Raw genomic sequence first — 15,616 nt, 5'->3', positions numbered from 1 at the left:
CGGGGCGGTAAGGGCGCCGGGCCGGCAAACGACCGCTCTCGGCATATGGCCCCCTGCGCCGGGAACGACATCCGAGGCGGCAAATCGGTTTTACGGCGTCGCCGAGGCCAGCGATGCCTGCTCCGCAGCCAGAGTTACACAGGCCTTGCGCCGCTGCAGTCCCCTGATCGCGCCGGTTACCTTGCGCACCTTGCCGGCCCCGCACGAGGGGTCCTGCACGAAGGCGACTTCGTAGGGAGCAAGCATAAGCGGTTCGGATTTCAGGACAGTTTGGGCAAGGCACGGAAACGCCGCTGCGGAAAAGATCAGCCCTAACGCAAAAGCACGCATGTTCGTTGTCCCACCAGCCGGCCGGAACCATAATATCGGATCGTGACGAAAAGTTGCATGCAGCGCAAAATTTTTTTGCGTCCGCCAAAAGCAACCGAGGCACGCTCGCCCCGACATTCCCAAAGCAACGGCCGGCGTGAAGCCGGCCTTGCCCAAAACAACGGCCGGCGCAAAGCCGGCCTTTGCCCCAAACAAAAGGCCGGCATGAAGCCGGCCTTTGTCGTGTCGATATGAAGCGCCGTATCAATATCTGGCGGCAGCGGGGCCACCCCAACCAAACCGGTAGTTCACACCGACCTTGGCGGTGTGTTCGTCGTTGCGGAAACTGCGTCCGGCGATATCGGCAGGGCCCGTCGTGAAGGTGGTGTTGCCGAAATTGTAATACTGGTACTCGGCCTTGGCCGACCAGTTCGGGGCGAACATATATTCGAGACCGCCGCCGACGGTGTAGCCGTCCTTGTGGCTGCCGTTGGTGGTGAAGCCTTGCGGCACGCCGGCCACCGAGACCCCAACAGCGTTGCCGTCGCGCCAGGCGTAACCGCCCTTGGCGTAGAGCAGGGCCGGACCCCAAGTATAGCCGAGCCGGCCGGTCACCGAGCCGAGCTGGTCGGTGTTGGATGTCACGAGGGTGCCGCCCGGAAACAGGACGCCATTATTATTGTTGTTCGGCAGCCAGCTATACTGGGCTTCGGCACCCATCACCCAGTTCGGCGCGAACTGATAGTCGAAGCCGCCCTGTACGCCGCCAAGGAAACGGGCGTCGCTGCCCTGCAGGGAATTGTTGCCCGCGAAGGCGCCGCCGACATGGCCGCCGATATAGAACCCGGTCCAGTTATAGACGACCTGAGGCGCGGTATAGGCAGGCGCCTTGGTATAGGGCCGCGGCGGAATGTCGGCCGCCAAAGCTGGAGCCGCCATGGCGGCCAGCGCGGCAGCGCCGAACAGTATCTTCTTCATCATACTTTCCCCGTTACGGACGTTGCGGATACCAATCCAAACAACATGACCTCATTTAGGTTGCTCTGCGGCAGGTGCCAGCGACCCGATGGCGCGCCACTGTGACGGCACAGCAACAAAACGTTTCAGTTCCCTCGCACGTAAGGCTTTTTCCCGCGTTAATCAGATGGTCTCCCGCTTAGTTTGATGTCCGGGATGACTAAGGCCAGGTTCAACCCTCGCCGAAAAGTGATCCGAATTCGTTCACGGTTCCGTCCCGGGAACACCGCAATTATGGCCCGCCGGCAGGCTTCACGGCCGCCGGCGCGGCTAGGCCCTACCCTTACTCGCGGGCCACTTCGATGACGGCGTCGGCAAAGGCCTGCGGCGCCTCCTGCGGCAGGTTATGTCCGATGCCGCCGGTGATGAGGCGGTGGGCATATTTGCCGGAAAACTTCCTGGCATAGACCTTGGGGTCCGGATGCGGCGCACCGTTGGCGTCGCCTTCAAGGGTGATGGTAGGCACGGCGATGGCGGGGAATTCGGCCAGCCGCTTTTCCAGCTCGTCGTATTTCGACTCGCCCGGGGCGAGACCAAGCCGCCAGCGATAGTTGTGGATCACGATGGCGACATGGTCCGGGTTGTCGAAGGAGGCCGCGCTGCGTTCGAAGGTGGCGTCATCGAAATTCCACTTCGGCGAGGCGAGTTGCCAGATCAGTTTTGAAAATTCGCGCCGGTATTTTTCGTAGCCCAGCCGGCCGCGTTCGGTCGCGAAGTAATACTGGTACCACCATTGCAGTTCGGCCGATGGCGGCAACGGCTTCTTGTTGGCCTCCTGGCTGCCGATCAGATAGCCGCTGACCGAGACCAGCGCCTTGACGCGCTGCGGCCAGATCGCCGCGACGATGCCGGCGGTCCGCGCGCCCCAGTCGAATCCGGCGACCACCGCCTTGTCGATCTTCAGCGCATCCATCAGGGCGATGACGTCGGTGGCCAGTGCGCCCTGCTGGCCGTTGCGCGGCGTATCGGTAGAGAGGAAGCGCGTCGTGCCGTAACCGCGCAGCCAGGGCGCGATCACCCGGAAGCCTGCCGACGCCAGCACCGGGACGACATCGACGAAGGCGTAGATGTCGTAGGGCCAGCCGTGCAGGAGGATGACGACGGGACCATCGGCGGGCCCGGCTTCGGCATAACCGATAGTTAGGACGCCGGCCTCGATCTGTTTCAGCGCGGCAAACGAGGCGTGGGCGCCCGGCCCGACTGCGCCCGCGCCGGGCTTTGCGTCGCCGGACTGCGCAAAGAGGGCGCCGCTCGTGGCGAAGGGTGCCGCCGCAAGCGCTACGGCGGCGGTGCCGAGGAAGCGGCGGCGGTCAGGGTTGCTGTGCTGGGACATGGATCTCACTTTCGGTTCTTCACATGATGCGATTAGATCGTATGCGATGTAAATAACGCATCACCCCGATGTCAACCCTTCCGATTTAATCGTATGCGATGTAGAGGGGCGCAAAGCATCACAGTGTCGTGTGGAGGCCAGCTGCCGAGACCTACCCGACCAATCCAGGCCCTCCAGCAGGCGCGCGAAATCAGCGCGTCATTTTCTCCAGTTCCGCGAATGGCGCGTACGCCACCCCCGCACAGGGCTCGACGGCGTTTTCGATGATGCGGTCGAGGCGGCCATCGACAAAGAGGATGGCGCGTTCACGCGGTTCGCGGTAGCCGCCGTCGGGCTCGCGCGGGCTGAACCGGAGACAGGCGACATAGCGCTGCCGCCCGCCGACGACGCGCTCGACCGGCTCGGCTATGACGGCGTCGCGCACGCCGACGGGATTGTTGAGATAGGTCTTCAGAAACGCCAGCACTTCGGCGCGGTAATTCTTGGGAAATGGCTGGCTGGAGACGCCGCGGTCATCGGTAAAGGTGATCGGCTTGCTGTCATCGCTGGCGGCACAGGCCGATAGCATGATCGGCAGCAACATCACCGCCGCGATTTTGGCCGAACGTCTCAAGCGAACTCTTCCCCTGCCCTTCGCCGTCTCTTAGACCGCTTGGCTCAAGAATGGAATTCGCAAGTCGGTTATCAACTCACTTTCGCTCTCGAAAAGTTGAGCGCGCGCCAGCCCACGGCCATTAGCAAAGCAAATGGCGCGTGGGCTGGTCTGTCATCGCAGGCGCGCCGGGCAATGGGGGCGAAGCGCGCGCCGGCGAATCAGATTCAGCTGCGTTTTGCGGCGGGCGTCATGTGCTTGACCGCGATGTGCGGCTTGGCATGCATCTTGTGCAAGCCGATGTGCTTGTGGTGGCGATGATGCCGGTAATGCTTGTGATGGCGGCCCATCCTTGCATTGGCGTTCAGCGCCTTCGATTTGCCCTCGGCCTTGATGACGGGTGCCTGTGTGATCTTGCTCACCGGCGCCTGCGCGGTCTTGCCCGGCGTGCCGGCAAGTGCAGGCGCGGCGAGAACGGAAACGGCAACGAGCGCTGCGGAAATGGTCTTGAGCATGGTTGTCTCCTCTTCCTTTTCCTGTGCCTTGGGACCTGCGGGCATTCCGGTCGAAAGGCCGGGCTCGCCGATCATGCAGGCGACGCTAGCGGCCGCGCACTGAACCTCCCCTGAATCGGACTTTCGGATTCCGTTCATCTGAATGACATCTTCGTCATGTCCTTGACCACGGGCCGCCGATGAAAATTGGCGGAATCGAGGTAGAGGCGCGGGGAATGTTCTCGGGCGCCGGGGGTTCAACTCAACGGGCTTCGGTGTAGGATTGCCGGACCGGCCATCAGGAGACTTGCATGAATAGATTAGCGATCAGGCTTTTGACTCTCGCAATGTTGTCGCTCACGCTTGCGGCGGCCCCTGTCGTTAGCGTCGTCTACGCAGCGCCCGACAACGAGCCCCCGCCGCCACCGAAGAAGAAAAAGAAATCCGAAGCCCGCCCGGGCATCGAGCAAACCGCATTCGCCGATGGCTATCGCGCTGCCTATGCCGCGATCTACGAGCGCCACGACTACGCTTCGGCGATCGCGCAGCTCAAGTCGCTCGGCCGTGACGACACGGCCGCCGTCGCCAACCTGATCGGCTACTCCTATCGCCAGCTCGGCGACTACAAGGTCTCGCAGATCTGGTACGAGCGCGCGCTCAAGGCCGATCCGAACCACGTCAAGACCTGGCAGTATTACGGCCTGTGGCAGGTCGAACAGGGCAACCGCGATCAGGCGCAGTATCACCTGAACCGGATCGCTCAGCTCACCGGCACGACAAGCGAAGAATATCGCTCGCTCGCCGCCGCGCTGGAAAAGCCGCCGGGTACGGGATTGGTTTATTGAGGCACTGACGTTTCCGCCGTCATTGCGAGGAGCGCAAGCGACGAAGCAATCCATCTGTCCGTTATGCCGTGACATGGATTGCTTCGCTTCGCTCGCAATGACGGTAGTGTAACAACCGGCGCAGGTTCCTAAGGACTGCGCCGGTTTTTTGTTGTGCCGAATTTACTTCATCAAATTCTCGACTTCCGCGCGGAATGCCTGACGCGCGCCGTCGCGCGAATAGAACATGTGGCCGCCGGGATAGACGACGAGCTTCACCCGGTCCGGACTGGCATAGGCCGGTAATTGGTCGAGCAACACCTTGGAAGCGAAATAGGGCGTGGCGAGATCGAACAGCCCGTGGCCAACCAGCAGCCTCATTTTCGGATCGAGCGCGAGAATCTGCCGGAGCTGCGAGACCGACTCGGCCGGCCCGCGGCCGAAATCCCACGACCGGTTCACGCTCTCGCTGAGCAATTGGTACGAACCATCAGGCCGCCAATTGAGTTTGCGCGTGGTGACGTCGACCGCAGCGCTCGTCAGTGGCGCCATCAGCGAATCGCCGGAAGGATCGCCGAAATGGGCGTAGTTCGAATCCGGATAGGGATCGAGGCCCGAGACCGAGGCGTCGTAGCGCCCGGTCACCCGGCCACTGCGGCGATCGAACTCCCTGCGGAATTCGCTGACTTCGAAACGCCCGGCAAGCCTGCGGGTCACGGCCTGATCGATGCCGGTCAGCGCCGCCACCTTGTCGGCGAGCCGCGTCGTCGCCTCCTTGTCGGCCTGTCCCTTGATGAGATCGGTGAGATACTCCGTCTGTGCGTAGCGTTCGACCTCGGCGAGATCGGCGCGCGTCATCGTGCCCTTGGCCTCGCGCGCCACCGCCGCCATGCTCGGCAGGCTGTACACGTATTGCAGCAGGCTCGAGCCGGAAAAGTCGCGGAAGTCGAGCAAGGGAGAAACCAGGATCAGCCCGCGTACGCCGACGCCCTGCTGGGTCTGCAGGTTGCGAACGATTTTCGGACCGCGAATGCCGCCATAGCTCTCGCCCGTCACGAATTTCGGCGACAGCAACCGGTCGTATTTTTCCAGCCAGCGCCGGATCACCAGTGCAATCGAACTGACGTCGCCGTCGACAGAAAGGAACCGCTTGCGCACGTCCTCGCCGGACGCAACGAAGCGGCTGAAGCCGGTGCCGACGGGATCGATGAAAACGAGATCGGTGAAGTCGAGCCAGGTCTCGGCATTGGGCAACACGTCAGGCGTCGCGGAAGATACCGCGCCATCGCCGCCGATCGACAACCGCCACGGCCCGGCCGCGCCGAACTGCAGCCAGGCCGAGGACGCGCCCGGGCCGCCGTTGAACAGAAACGTCACCGGCCGGCTTGCGCGATCGGCGCCGTCGAGCTGGTAGGAGGTATAGGCGATATCGGCCTGCGGCTCGCCCTTGTCGTCGAACAGCCGGATCGAGCCTGCAGTGGCGGTGAAGTTGAGCGTGCGGCCGGGCAGCGCCAGCGTCTGCCTGGTGGTGGAATCCGGCGGCAACCGATGTTGTTCGGCCGCAGGCGGCTGCGTGGCGGCAGTGCCCCGCCCCGCTCCGCCCTTCTGGCCCGATGGCGACGGCGTGGCCGCGGCCGGCTGCTGCGGGGTTGGCGAACTCGCCTCCTCGGCGCGCGCGCCGCTCACCCAACACACGACCAGAAGCGTGGCGACAAGGCGCATGGGGCGCGTCGCCGTGAAATGAAAAGCCATACCGTTTGCTCCCTGCGCGCCCCGCCATCCACCCGCCTTCCGTAACAGTGCGACAATGAGGCCGTGGTACACAACAAGGAGAAAACTTTCCGAAAATCACAATCCCGACAGCATCGCGTGAGAAAATGGTCGCTACGCCCGGCAGTTGTCCCCGCCGACCGTTAGATGCTATCGGTCGGTTCCGCTGGCCTGCCGGCCGGGTATTTTTGATCCATCCATGAAACCATTTTGGCGCTGGCGCGACTAACGAACCTGCGCTTTTCAATGGGGACCTAAAATGAAACGTACGATTGCTCTCTGTCTCGGCGTGCTGGCGCTGGCTTCTCCCGCCGCAGCCCAGTCGCCGGTTGCGGTCGTCGAAGATGTCAAGGGCAAGGTGACCGGCGCCGAGTTCATGGACTATGTGACGCCGAAATCCGTGATCAAGATCGGTGCGGACGGCTCCATCGTCCTCAGCTATTTGAAATCCTGCCGGCGTGAGACGATCAACGGCGCCGGCACAGTGACCGTCGGCACCGAGGAGAGCAGCGTCGAGAGCGCCGGCCTCCTCGTGGAGAAGACCGACTGCGATCCCGGCCAGGCGAATGCGACTTCGCGCGAAACCAGGGCGGTTGCCGCCACCGTGCTGCGCAGCGTCGACAACAAGGCTGCTTCCCTGCCGCAGCCGCAGCTCACGCTTTACGGCGCGTCGCCGTTTGTGGAAGCCAAGGGACGCGGCACGCTGACGGTGCGACGCCTCGACGTCACCGGCGAGCGTCAGCAGATCAATCTGGGCGGCACCCAGCTCAAGGGAAAATTCTTCGATTTCGCCAGCGAGAATGTCGCGCTGGTCCCCGGCGGCCTCTACGCCGCTACGTTCAAGTCGTCGCAGATCGTGTTCCGGGTGGACGCGCAGGCCAAGCCCGGCGCGACGCCGATTGTCGGTCGGTTGCTGCGGATGGAATAGGCGTGACGGGCCAGCCGTCTTGAGAATAAGGCGCAGCACGCGCAACAGGATGGTGATTGCCGCCATCGCGCTGGTCTGCGCCGCGGCTTCAGTTTCTCCCGCTGTCAGGCCGATCCGCGGGCTCTCCCTCGATATCCTCACGGCGCTGCGCTGGGAGATGTTCGGCCGCAGGCAGGATCCGGCCACTTCGCCGGCGGTCGTCGTCGCCATCGACGAGGAGAGCTTGCGCGCCGCCCCGTTCAAGGACTCGCCGATGCTGACCTGGACCGGCGAGATCGGCCGCGTATTGGCCGCGACCCTCGAAGGCGGCGCCAAGGTCGCCGGCTTCGACGTGGTGATTCCGGCCTCGATCGAGCAATCCCAGATGCCGTTTGGCGACGGCATGCTGGGCGAGAAGGTCCGCGGTTTCGACCGCGACTTTCTTCGTGCGCTCGCCAGCGCATCAACCGCCGGCAAGGTGGTGCTGGGCGAAACCCTGGGTGGCAATCAGCCGGTCAGGCCTTCGCCCGGCCAGCGCGTCGCGGTACGCCAGCAGCAGAACATCCGGCCGCTCAACGTTCATACCGACCACGACGACATCGTGCGCCGCCTGCCGTTAAGCTTCAACCCCAACGGCACGACAGTGCCCTCGATGGCCGTCGAACTGGCGTCACGGGCGTTGGGCGCTGGGCCCGAATTCGACGCAAGCGGAAGGATGACGCTGGCGGGTTACCAGGTTCCCGGCCGCATACCGAACACGATGACGCTTAATTTCGAGGGTGGCGCCGACGACATCCCAACCTTCTCGTTTGCCGATCTGCGCGCCTGCGCCGTCAAGAACGACAAAGATTACTTTCGGCGATGGTTCGCCGGAAAGGTCGTCATTTTCGGCAGCGTTCTCGATATCGAGGACCGCCAGCAGACCTCCAAGCGCTTTGCAACCGGCATCGAAGGCGCGCGCGCGCCGCGTTGCACGGCCGAGAGCACGCCGGTCACGGCCGGCTTCAGGACCAGCAAGATCGCCGGCGTCTATATCCATGCTACCGCAGTCAACAATCTGATCGGGCGCAATGCCGTGAGCGAGCCCGGCCCGCTGGCGCGCTTCCTGATCTCCGCCCTGTTTGCCTCGCTCGCCGCCATCGCGGCGTGGCGGCTTCGGCCGCTCAGCGCGGCACTGGCCTGGATGGCCGTGATCGTGGCCAGCATCGCCGGGGCCACGATCGCCTTCAACTATGCGCTGGCGCTGCCGATCGCCGAGCCGTTCCTGGCGAGCCTGTTCGCGCTCGCCGCCACGATCGGTTTCCGCTTCGTCGTCGCCGACAAGGACCGCCGCCTGCTGCAGAAGAGCTTTGCGCTCTACCTTGCCCCGCACGTCATCAACCGCATGCTGTCGTCGAACAAACTGCCCGAGCTCGGCGGCGAAACCCGCAACGTGACGGTGTTCTTCTCCGACATCGAGGGATTTTCGTTGATCGCCGAAAAGATGTCGCCCGACAGCCTGATGGAGCTGATGAACGAATATCTGTCGGCAATGACCGACGTGATCGAGCGTCACGGCGGATATGTCGACAAATATATCGGCGACTCCATCGTGGCCGTATTCGGCGCGCCGGCCGACGATCCTGACCATGCCGCCAATGCGGCGCGCGCCGCACTGGACTGCTGCACGCAACTGACGCAACTCAACGCCTCCTCTGCCGCCTTCCAGGAATACAAGCTGGCGCAGCGGATCGGCATCAATTCCGGCGAGGCCCTGGTCGGCAATTTCGGATCGCGGCGGCGCTTCAACTACTCGGTGATGAGCGACGCGGTGAACCTGGCATCGCGGCTGGAGGGCGCCAACAAATTCTACGGCACCACCGTCATCGCTTCCGAGACCACCGTAGCCCTTGCCGGCGATGCCTTCGCCTGGCGCGAACTCGATGCCATCAGGGTCAAGGGACGAACCCAGGCGCTGAAAATCTACGAATTGCTGGCGCTGTCGGCCGGGCTGACGTCCTCGCAAGCGACATTGATCGCCAACTACGCCGACGGGCTTGCGCAGTGGCGGGCCCGCGAATTCGAGCGCGCCGCGCAGTATTTCGGCCGTTCGGCCGACATCGACCGGCCGGCGTCGTTGTTTGCCGCGCGGGCCCGGGAATTGGCCCAAAACCCGCCGGGCGCGGACTGGGATCCGATCCGGACGTTGCAAGAAAAATGACGTCCCGATGACCACCGGTTTAGGTTACCGGCGCGAAAGAGTCCCTCGGCCATCTCGACAAGTCCCGGTAAGGTGTATAGACGAGCGCGGCGCAATCCGGCGCCACGCGCTACCCAAGAGTTCGTCGTCCGATGGCCACCCCCAAGCGATACGACCGGATTGCCTTTGTCGCGAGCGCAAGCACCGAGGCGCAGGCCGCTCTGGCGCAGTTGACCAAGCTCTACGGCAATCACGATGCCGACGACTCCGACGTCGTGGTGGCGCTCGGCGGCGACGGATTGATGCTGCAGACGCTGCACCGGCATATGCGCTCGGGCAAGCCGATCTACGGCATGCATCGCGGCACGGTCGGCTTCCTGATGAACGAGTTCACCACGCACGACCTGCATACCCGGCTGGCGGCGGCGCGGGAATCCCTGATCAATCCGCTGCTGATGCGCGCGACCGACGTCCATGGCGCAGTGCATCTGCATCACGCCATCAACGAGGTCGCGCTGTTTCGCCAGACCAACCAGGCCGCGCATCTGCGCATCCTGATCGACGAGCACGAGCGGATGGCGGAACTGATCGCCGACGGCATCCTGGTGGCGACGCCCGCCGGCTCCACCGCCTATAATCTCTCGGCACAGGGGCCGATCCTGCCGATCAACGCCGCGCTGCTGGCGCTGACCCCGATCAGCGCGTTCCGCCCGCGCCGCTGGCGTGGTGCCCTGCTCCCTAACTCCGCTTTCGTGGTCATCGAGGTGCTCGAGGGCGAAAAGCGCCCGGTCGCGGCCGCCGCCGACCACGACGACGTGCGCGACGTCCGCCGCGTCGAGGTGCTGTCCGACAAGACGATCTCGATGCGGATGCTGTTCGACCCCGGTCACAGCCTCGAGGAACGCATCCTGCGCGAGCAGTTCGGGTCCTGACGCCCGCCCGGTGACCACCCGGCGACCTTGAACCGGGAAAAAAGTGGCGCCATTCGCTATCTGCGCGAGCCTGATAGTCCAGCTTCGCAACCATTCCTTAACGGGCGCCGCGATATGGTTAACGCCAGTATACCGTTTTGCTTGGGCCGGGCTGTTCCATGTATCGCATCGACTTCAACAAGCTGCGATTTCTGATTTGCGACGACAATCCGCATATGCGCCGCATCCTGCGGACGCTGCTGCATTCGTTCGGCGCGCGCGAGGCCTATGAGGCCGAGGACGGCGCCACCGCACTGGAAATGTACAGCCACTACGTGCCCGATATCGTCATCACCGACTGGTCGATGCCGATCTTCGACGGCCTCGAACTGGCGCAGATGATCCGGCAGCCGGAATCGAAGGGCAATCCTTACGCGCCGATCATCATGCTGACCGGGCATTCGGAGAAACGCCGCGTGACCGTCGCACGCGATGCCGGCGTCACCGAGTTTCTGGCGAAGCCAATCTCGGCCAAGGGCCTCTACCAGCGTATTCTCAACGTCGTCGCCAACCCGCGCCCCTTCATCAAGACCAAGACCTATTTCGGCCCCGACCGCCGGCGCAATACCAACAACGCCTATATCGGCCCCGAGCGCCGCGTTGGTGGCGAGGTGGAAGTCATGCAACAGCCGTCGCTGCTCGACAAGGCGCGTTCGGCCGTCTAGCGCCGGCCCGGAGAGACCATCATGACGAAACAGAAGCCCGGGACGATAGAGGTCAAGTCGTTTGGCGATCACCACGTGATCACGCAGCCCAATTCCCTGCGCAAGGCATTGCTGCGTGTTCCCGAATCCGACCTCGACGACCCCGTCGGGCGCGCGGAAAAGGCGCTCGCCGGACTGTCAGGCGAATTCAAGAACTGGATGACGATCGAGGCCGACCGACTCTCGGCAGCGCATGCGGTCGTTCTCCGCGACGGCTTTACCACCGACAACCGCGAAGAGCTGTTTCGCGCCGCTCATGACATCAAGGGCGACGCCGCCACGTTCGGCTTCCCGTCCGCGGGAGCTGCCGCCGAAAGCCTCTGCCGCATCATCGAACACGCGCCCGACCTCGATCTGGTCCCGGCGGAGCTGATCACCCACCACATCAACGCCATTCAGGCGATCGTGCGCGAACGCACCAAGCTCGACACCGCCACGATGGCGAGCAAGCTGAGCAAGCAGCTGCGCGGGGTCGCGGACGAATTTTTGCTCAAGGTCAACCGCGACCGCCCCGAACATCTCGAAGCGATTCTGGCGCCGAGTATTGTGCCGGCGGAGTAGCCCGGCGTCTCTCAACGGGTCGTCCCTGCGAACGCAGGGACCCATACGCCGCGGCTTCTCGATTGAAATACGCTGATCGATGACTTTCGCATAACCCCAAGCATCTGTGGTTATAGGTCCCTGCGTTCGCAGGGACGACACCGAATATGTTGCCGCAGGATCGTCTACGCCGCGATCAGATCGCGCTCGGGCGGCACGTGCGCTTCGTCGGCGACCAGTTCCTCGCAGAACATGCGGGCTTCTTCGCGCGCGGACTCCGTCGCGAAGCGCCGCAGCAGGATCATTAGCGGCTCGGCGGCCTTGCGATCGGTCTCGCAATGGGTCAGCACGCGCTCGACCATGCGGCGGCGCAGTCGCGCCGCGCCTCCAATCGTATCGACATAGCCGGTTTCATGGCTGACCTCGAGCGCCACGCGAAACGCCGCGAAGGTCGATTCGGGAAGGCCGGCGCGGATCAGGAGCGCCTGAACACTGGCGCCACCGCGGTCATGCAACAGCGCAGTCACGCGGGCCAGCGGCAGATCGGCCAGTTCGGCGAGCGCGGATTCGAACAGCTCGATATTGCCCGACAACAGCGCACGCAGGATCAGGCCGGCATTCAATTGCCCTGTCGCGCGCAGGTGCCGAACCAGGCCCTGCATGTCATCGCCGCGCGAACGCGCCGCGATGTTCACGGCCGAGCGCTCGCGCGCTTCATTCGCAAGCCGCCCTGCCCGGTCGGCGCTCAGCCAGTTACGCGCGACGACGAATTGCGCCAGCGTCTCGGTGAGTTTGGCGACCAGCGCCACGCGGGTAGCGGCGGGCAAGCCTTCCAGCACCAGCATCGATTCCCTGATAGCGGCGAGATGGCCGTGACGTTCGACGATGCGGTCCCAGGAAAATGGCGCGAGTTCAGCGTAGGCGTTCTCGATCAGTTCGAGCGCTGCGGCCGCCGAGCCGACTTCGGCAATCGCGGCAGAAACCGAGGGTGGTAAATTGATGCGGCGGGCGATGGCGCATTGCATGTCGCTGTTGCCGGTCGCGACGATATCGACGAGGTCGGCATCGATCAGAAGCGGTGAATATTCGAGCACCGGCAGCGCGATCGAGGGCTGGTCGAGCGAGAGCGCCTGCACGATCGCGGCCGGCGCGTCCGGGCTGCGCGAAAATACCTCCGCCATGGCCTGGCGGACCAGCGGCGATGGATCATCGAGCAGCATCAGCAGCGCGCCTTCGGCGGCGATGCGATCGTCCTCGCTGAGATCTGAAATCAACCAGGCCCGCGCCAAAGCCCGCGTCGCCTCTGCCCGCTCGCCTGCCGGAGCGGTACGAATCCAACTGATGAACTGCCGAACGATCATGGTCCTGGCTACGCAACCTGAAACGACACCGTGACGCGGTGCCACTATTAGAAAAAATAAACCATGACGCTTAACAAAGGGTTCACCATAAACGGCTGGTTTTATTGACGTTTTGTTAAGGGTGCGGGGACCGGCGGGAAATCCCGGCAAAGCCGCCGGTGTACGGCGGCCCCAGCAGCGGCCGTGTGAATCGCAGCCAGCCACTCGACAATGATGGTCAATCCTTGCCTAAATACGCTGCGTTTTCATCCTTCGGAGGCTGGGCGCGATATGCGTTTGGCGTTTGTTTTATCGATATTGATGTTGGCCTTTTCCACGCTTGACTGCCGCGCAGACAAGCGGATCGCGCTCGTGGTTGGAAACTCCAACTATCAAAGCGTCGCTTCACTCAACAATCCACGAAATGATGCGGTGCTGATCGCCGATACATTGCGGAAAGCCGGCTTCACGCTCGTCGGCAACCGCGCCCAACTCGACCTCGACAAGCCTAATTTTGACAAGGCGATCCAGACCTTCGGCAACGAGCTTACCGGCGCCGATGTGGCGCTGTTCTACTACGCTGGCCACGGCGTGCAGATCCGAAACGTCAACTATCTCGTTCCGGTGTCCGCAAACCCGGTCAAGGAAGCAGACGTCGATTTCCAGATGGTGGATGTCAGTCTGATCCTTCGGCAGATGGAGGGATCAGGAACGAAGCTGAACCTCGTCATCCTCGATGCCTGCAGAAACAATCCTTTTGGCGGCCGCGGGCTGCGCGGAACAGAGAGCGGGCTCGCTCAAATCCGGGCGCCCGAGGGAACGCTGCTTTCCTACGCAACCCAACCCGGCAACGTTGCCCTCGACGGAAACGACATCAACAGCCCCTATACCGCAGCGCTCGCCCAGACCATGCTGACTCCGGGGCTCGACATCTTCCAGACCTTCAACCAGGTCGGCCTTCAGGTTAAGAAGGCCACCGGCGGATCGCAGCAGCCCTGGGTTTCGTCCTCTCCGATCGATGGCTCGTTTTACTTTATGGGCACGACACCGAATGAACCGGCGACGGCTGCGCCCCAGATATCACCGACACCGAATTCCGCAGTAATGCTGGCTCAGCCGACGAGGCCCGCCGTAGTGGCGCCATCGCTAGCCCAGCGGGCCACCGCTCTCGTCATCGAGGACATGACCCAATCCCAAGGCAGCACGGCCGATTTCCTGAACTACGCGCGGAAGGCACTCGACGAGCGGGTCGACTACTACGGCAAATCAACCCTGCGCGCCGAGGTCCTCAAGGACAAGGAGAGATACGTCAAGAGATGGCCTGTTCGAGCCTATCGGCTTCTGACCGACACGATCCGAACTTCCTGCAACGAGAGCCAATCAAACTGTCAGGTAAGCGGCCTGCTCGAATTCAACCTTTCAAACCCAGCCACCGGCAAGACATCCGCGGGCACATCCTCATTCGAATATGGCATTCGGTTTGGCCCTGACGGCGGCAGGATATTTTCCGAGAACGGAAAGCTTCAATCGGCGCGGAAGTAGCTGAAATGTTGTCCGGCGGCACGGTCTATTGGCAGCAGGCTAGCTACTGAACGTGCCGTCGCGGTCGCTGAAGAGATCGAGCCGGCCGGGCGCGCGGACCTCGGGCTTATGTCCCGACAGTACGGTGCTCGCGGAGGCAACCGAGGTTGCTGACGCAACCGAGGTGAGCGACGAATTGCTGCCCCACAATTCCTGCACCGCCGGCGAAATCGGCTGCGTGCGTTCGCCGGCCTGGAACAGCGAACGGAAGATCGGCTCCGATGACGCCGCGGCAGTCTGCGACGTTGCTGCAACCGGCGTCACCGCGCGCTGATCCGGGAAGCTCGACAGATAGGCCGCGTTGTCGATCGCTGCCGCCGCCGGCGCGGCGCTCGCGACGTTGATGCGCCTTGGCAGGTCGCCGCCTGCGGCCGCCATCGCCGTGCGCGTCACCGGCGAATCGGCGGCGGCCGCGTAGCGCGTGCTCAGCAACGAATAGACCTGCGAGACGCTGCGCGCCTGCCCCGAGCGGTCATAGAAGATCGACTGGTTGGCCGCAGCCGCGTTCGGAAACATCCCCGCTGCGGACGCATTCGGATTGTCCTCGGCGTTCTGGATCAGCTTGCCGGCGCCGCCGACGCCCATGAAATGCGCCATATAGAGTTCGGCGTCGGTCGGGCGGCGGCCGATCTTGCCGGTCAATTTGAAACCGTTGGACTGGGTCAGCACTGCCGCCATCGACGCAGCGGCATCCGGATCGTCGCGCAGTTTCATGATCGCCGCGCGCGCGTCGGGGTCGCTGACCGAATAGCTGCCGGAAGGATTTTTGGTGATGGCGTCGGCATATTTGCCGTAGCCGAGATGGGCGCCCGCTTCCTTCACGGTGCCGAGCCAGGTCTGGTCGATGAATTGAAACAGCCCGCGCGCCGACGAGGTGGTGGCGGCGGCCTTCGGGTTAAAGTTGGATTCCATCTTCGCGGTGGCGAGCAGATATTCGAAGCTGGCGCCGGTGGTCGACGCGGCTTGCCTGATCGAACCCGCGATCCTGGCGCGTGTGGGATCGACACCTGCCGCAGCCGTGGCGCTCGTTGTGTCGACCGACATGTCTCTGGTGC

Annotated in this window: 16 protein-coding genes; 8 read left to right on the top strand and 8 right to left on the bottom strand. The window is 63.5% G+C overall.

All coding sequences use genetic code 11. The annotated features are described in order from the left end of the window. Positions 1 to 90 precede the first annotated feature (90 nt). On the bottom strand, positions 91 to 330 hold the full coding sequence (locus tag KIP88_RS15560) for a DUF6719 family protein (protein ID WP_214488777.1): 240 nt from the start codon (positions 328 to 330) through the stop codon (positions 91 to 93). A 57-nt stretch (positions 331 to 387) separates the two neighbouring features. On the opposite strand from KIP88_RS15560, the gene KIP88_RS15555 reads away from it, so the two are divergent. Next, entirely contained in the window at positions 388 to 564 is a 177-nt protein-coding gene (locus KIP88_RS15555; protein WP_214488776.1) for a hypothetical protein, read from the top strand. Between the two features lie 9 nt (positions 565 to 573). Here KIP88_RS15555 and KIP88_RS15550 read toward each other — a convergent pair whose 3' ends face one another. The 4 genes from KIP88_RS15550 to KIP88_RS15535 form a co-directional block, all read right to left on the bottom strand. Then, positions 574 to 1,287, bottom strand: coding sequence for an outer membrane protein (locus KIP88_RS15550; RefSeq protein ID WP_214488775.1), 714 nt, complete (start codon positions 1,285 to 1,287; stop codon positions 574 to 576). Between the two features lie 322 nt (positions 1,288 to 1,609). Continuing rightward, positions 1,610 to 2,659: an alpha/beta fold hydrolase gene (locus KIP88_RS15545; protein ID WP_214488774.1), complete on the bottom strand. Its 1,050-nt coding sequence runs from the start codon at positions 2,657 to 2,659 to the stop codon at positions 1,610 to 1,612. 190 nt (positions 2,660 to 2,849) lie between these two features. Further along, complete coding sequence (locus KIP88_RS15540) at positions 2,850 to 3,272, bottom strand: hypothetical protein (protein WP_249790788.1); 423 nt, start codon at positions 3,270 to 3,272, stop codon at positions 2,850 to 2,852. Positions 3,273 to 3,478: 206 nt separating this feature from the next. Further along, entirely contained in the window at positions 3,479 to 3,766 is a 288-nt protein-coding gene (locus tag KIP88_RS15535) for a His-rich protein BRANT (protein ID WP_214488773.1), read from the bottom strand. A gap of 290 nt (positions 3,767 to 4,056) precedes the next feature. Between KIP88_RS15535 and KIP88_RS15530 the strand changes: the two genes are divergently transcribed. Next, positions 4,057 to 4,590 (top strand): lipopolysaccharide assembly protein LapB, encoded by a 534-nt coding sequence (locus KIP88_RS15530; protein ID WP_214488772.1) that lies wholly within the window; start codon positions 4,057 to 4,059, stop codon positions 4,588 to 4,590. 162 nt (positions 4,591 to 4,752) lie between these two features. Here the strand turns inward: KIP88_RS15530 and KIP88_RS15525 are convergent, their stop codons facing one another. Beyond that, on the bottom strand, positions 4,753 to 6,321 hold the full coding sequence (locus tag KIP88_RS15525; RefSeq protein ID WP_249790787.1) for a S10 family peptidase: 1,569 nt from the start codon (positions 6,319 to 6,321) through the stop codon (positions 4,753 to 4,755). A 277-nt stretch (positions 6,322 to 6,598) separates the two neighbouring features. Here KIP88_RS15525 and KIP88_RS15520 point away from each other — a divergent pair, with 277 nt between their 5' ends. From KIP88_RS15520 to KIP88_RS15500, 5 genes are all read left to right on the top strand, one after another. Continuing rightward, positions 6,599 to 7,267 carry a hypothetical protein gene (locus KIP88_RS15520; RefSeq protein WP_214488771.1) on the top strand — a complete coding sequence of 223 codons (669 nt, stop codon included), beginning with the start codon at positions 6,599 to 6,601 and terminating at the stop codon, positions 7,265 to 7,267. A gap of 49 nt (positions 7,268 to 7,316) precedes the next feature. Next, on the top strand, positions 7,317 to 9,446 hold the full coding sequence (locus KIP88_RS15515; RefSeq protein WP_214488770.1) for an adenylate/guanylate cyclase domain-containing protein: 2,130 nt from the start codon (positions 7,317 to 7,319) through the stop codon (positions 9,444 to 9,446). A 131-nt stretch (positions 9,447 to 9,577) separates the two neighbouring features. Further along, complete coding sequence (locus KIP88_RS15510; protein WP_214488769.1) at positions 9,578 to 10,357, top strand: NAD kinase; 780 nt, start codon at positions 9,578 to 9,580, stop codon at positions 10,355 to 10,357. Between the two features lie 158 nt (positions 10,358 to 10,515). Continuing rightward, a complete protein-coding gene (locus KIP88_RS15505) occupies positions 10,516 to 11,061 on the top strand; it encodes a response regulator (RefSeq protein ID WP_025590237.1) in 546 nt (181 codons plus the stop codon). Positions 11,062 to 11,082: 21 nt separating this feature from the next. After that, on the top strand, positions 11,083 to 11,661 hold the full coding sequence (locus KIP88_RS15500) for an Hpt domain-containing protein (protein WP_214488768.1): 579 nt from the start codon (positions 11,083 to 11,085) through the stop codon (positions 11,659 to 11,661). A 164-nt stretch (positions 11,662 to 11,825) separates the two neighbouring features. On the opposite strand, the gene KIP88_RS15495 is transcribed toward KIP88_RS15500, so the two are convergent. After that, positions 11,826 to 13,001 (bottom strand): DUF2336 domain-containing protein, encoded by a 1,176-nt coding sequence (locus KIP88_RS15495; protein WP_214488767.1) that lies wholly within the window; start codon positions 12,999 to 13,001, stop codon positions 11,826 to 11,828. A gap of 270 nt (positions 13,002 to 13,271) precedes the next feature. Here KIP88_RS15495 and KIP88_RS15490 point away from each other — a divergent pair, with 270 nt between their 5' ends. Then, positions 13,272 to 14,522, top strand: a complete 1,251-nt coding sequence (locus tag KIP88_RS15490; RefSeq protein WP_214488766.1) for a caspase domain-containing protein — start codon at positions 13,272 to 13,274, stop codon at positions 14,520 to 14,522. Positions 14,523 to 14,561: 39 nt separating this feature from the next. Here the strand turns inward: KIP88_RS15490 and KIP88_RS15485 are convergent, their stop codons facing one another. Continuing rightward, the gene (locus tag KIP88_RS15485; RefSeq protein ID WP_214488765.1) at positions 14,562 to 15,605 is read right to left on the bottom strand and encodes a transglycosylase SLT domain-containing protein; all 1,044 of its coding nucleotides are present in this window, start codon (positions 15,603 to 15,605) and stop codon (positions 14,562 to 14,564) included. Between the last annotated feature and the right edge of the window lie 11 nt (positions 15,606 to 15,616).

The sequence above is a fragment of the Bradyrhizobium sp. SRL28 genome, from assembly GCF_018596315.1.
Taxonomy (GTDB): Bacteria; Pseudomonadota; Alphaproteobacteria; order Rhizobiales; family Xanthobacteraceae; genus Bradyrhizobium.
The sequence above is the reverse complement of the archived record's forward strand: the minus strand, read 5'-3'. Positions and strand labels throughout refer to the sequence as shown.

Bases quoted from the DNA above. Each gene is read 5' to 3' on its own strand.
- KIP88_RS15560 (WP_214488777.1), bottom strand. From the start codon at position 330: ATGCGTGCTTTTGCGTTAGGGCTGATCTTTTCCGCAGCGGCGTTTCCG.
- KIP88_RS15555 (WP_214488776.1), top strand. From the start codon at position 388: ATGCAGCGCAAAATTTTTTTGCGTCCGCCAAAAGCAACCGAGGCACGC.
- KIP88_RS15550 (WP_214488775.1), bottom strand. From the start codon at position 1,287: ATGAAGAAGATACTGTTCGGCGCTGCCGCGCTGGCCGCCATGGCGGCT.
- KIP88_RS15545 (WP_214488774.1), bottom strand. From the start codon at position 2,659: ATGTCCCAGCACAGCAACCCTGACCGCCGCCGCTTCCTCGGCACCGCC.
- KIP88_RS15535 (WP_214488773.1), bottom strand. From the start codon at position 3,766: ATGCTCAAGACCATTTCCGCAGCGCTCGTTGCCGTTTCCGTTCTCGCC.
- KIP88_RS15530 (WP_214488772.1), top strand. From the start codon at position 4,057: ATGAATAGATTAGCGATCAGGCTTTTGACTCTCGCAATGTTGTCGCTC.
- KIP88_RS15525 (WP_249790787.1), bottom strand. From the start codon at position 6,321: ATGGCTTTTCATTTCACGGCGACGCGCCCCATGCGCCTTGTCGCCACG.
- KIP88_RS15520 (WP_214488771.1), top strand. From the start codon at position 6,599: ATGAAACGTACGATTGCTCTCTGTCTCGGCGTGCTGGCGCTGGCTTCT.
- KIP88_RS15515 (WP_214488770.1), top strand. From the start codon at position 7,317: ATGGTGATTGCCGCCATCGCGCTGGTCTGCGCCGCGGCTTCAGTTTCT.
- KIP88_RS15510 (WP_214488769.1), top strand. From the start codon at position 9,578: ATGGCCACCCCCAAGCGATACGACCGGATTGCCTTTGTCGCGAGCGCA.
- KIP88_RS15505 (WP_025590237.1), top strand. From the start codon at position 10,516: ATGTATCGCATCGACTTCAACAAGCTGCGATTTCTGATTTGCGACGAC.
- KIP88_RS15500 (WP_214488768.1), top strand. From the start codon at position 11,083: ATGACGAAACAGAAGCCCGGGACGATAGAGGTCAAGTCGTTTGGCGAT.
- KIP88_RS15495 (WP_214488767.1), bottom strand. From the start codon at position 13,001: ATGATCGTTCGGCAGTTCATCAGTTGGATTCGTACCGCTCCGGCAGGC.
- KIP88_RS15490 (WP_214488766.1), top strand. From the start codon at position 13,272: ATGCGTTTGGCGTTTGTTTTATCGATATTGATGTTGGCCTTTTCCACG.
- KIP88_RS15485 (WP_214488765.1), bottom strand. From the start codon at position 15,605: ATGTCGGTCGACACAACGAGCGCCACGGCTGCGGCAGGTGTCGATCCC.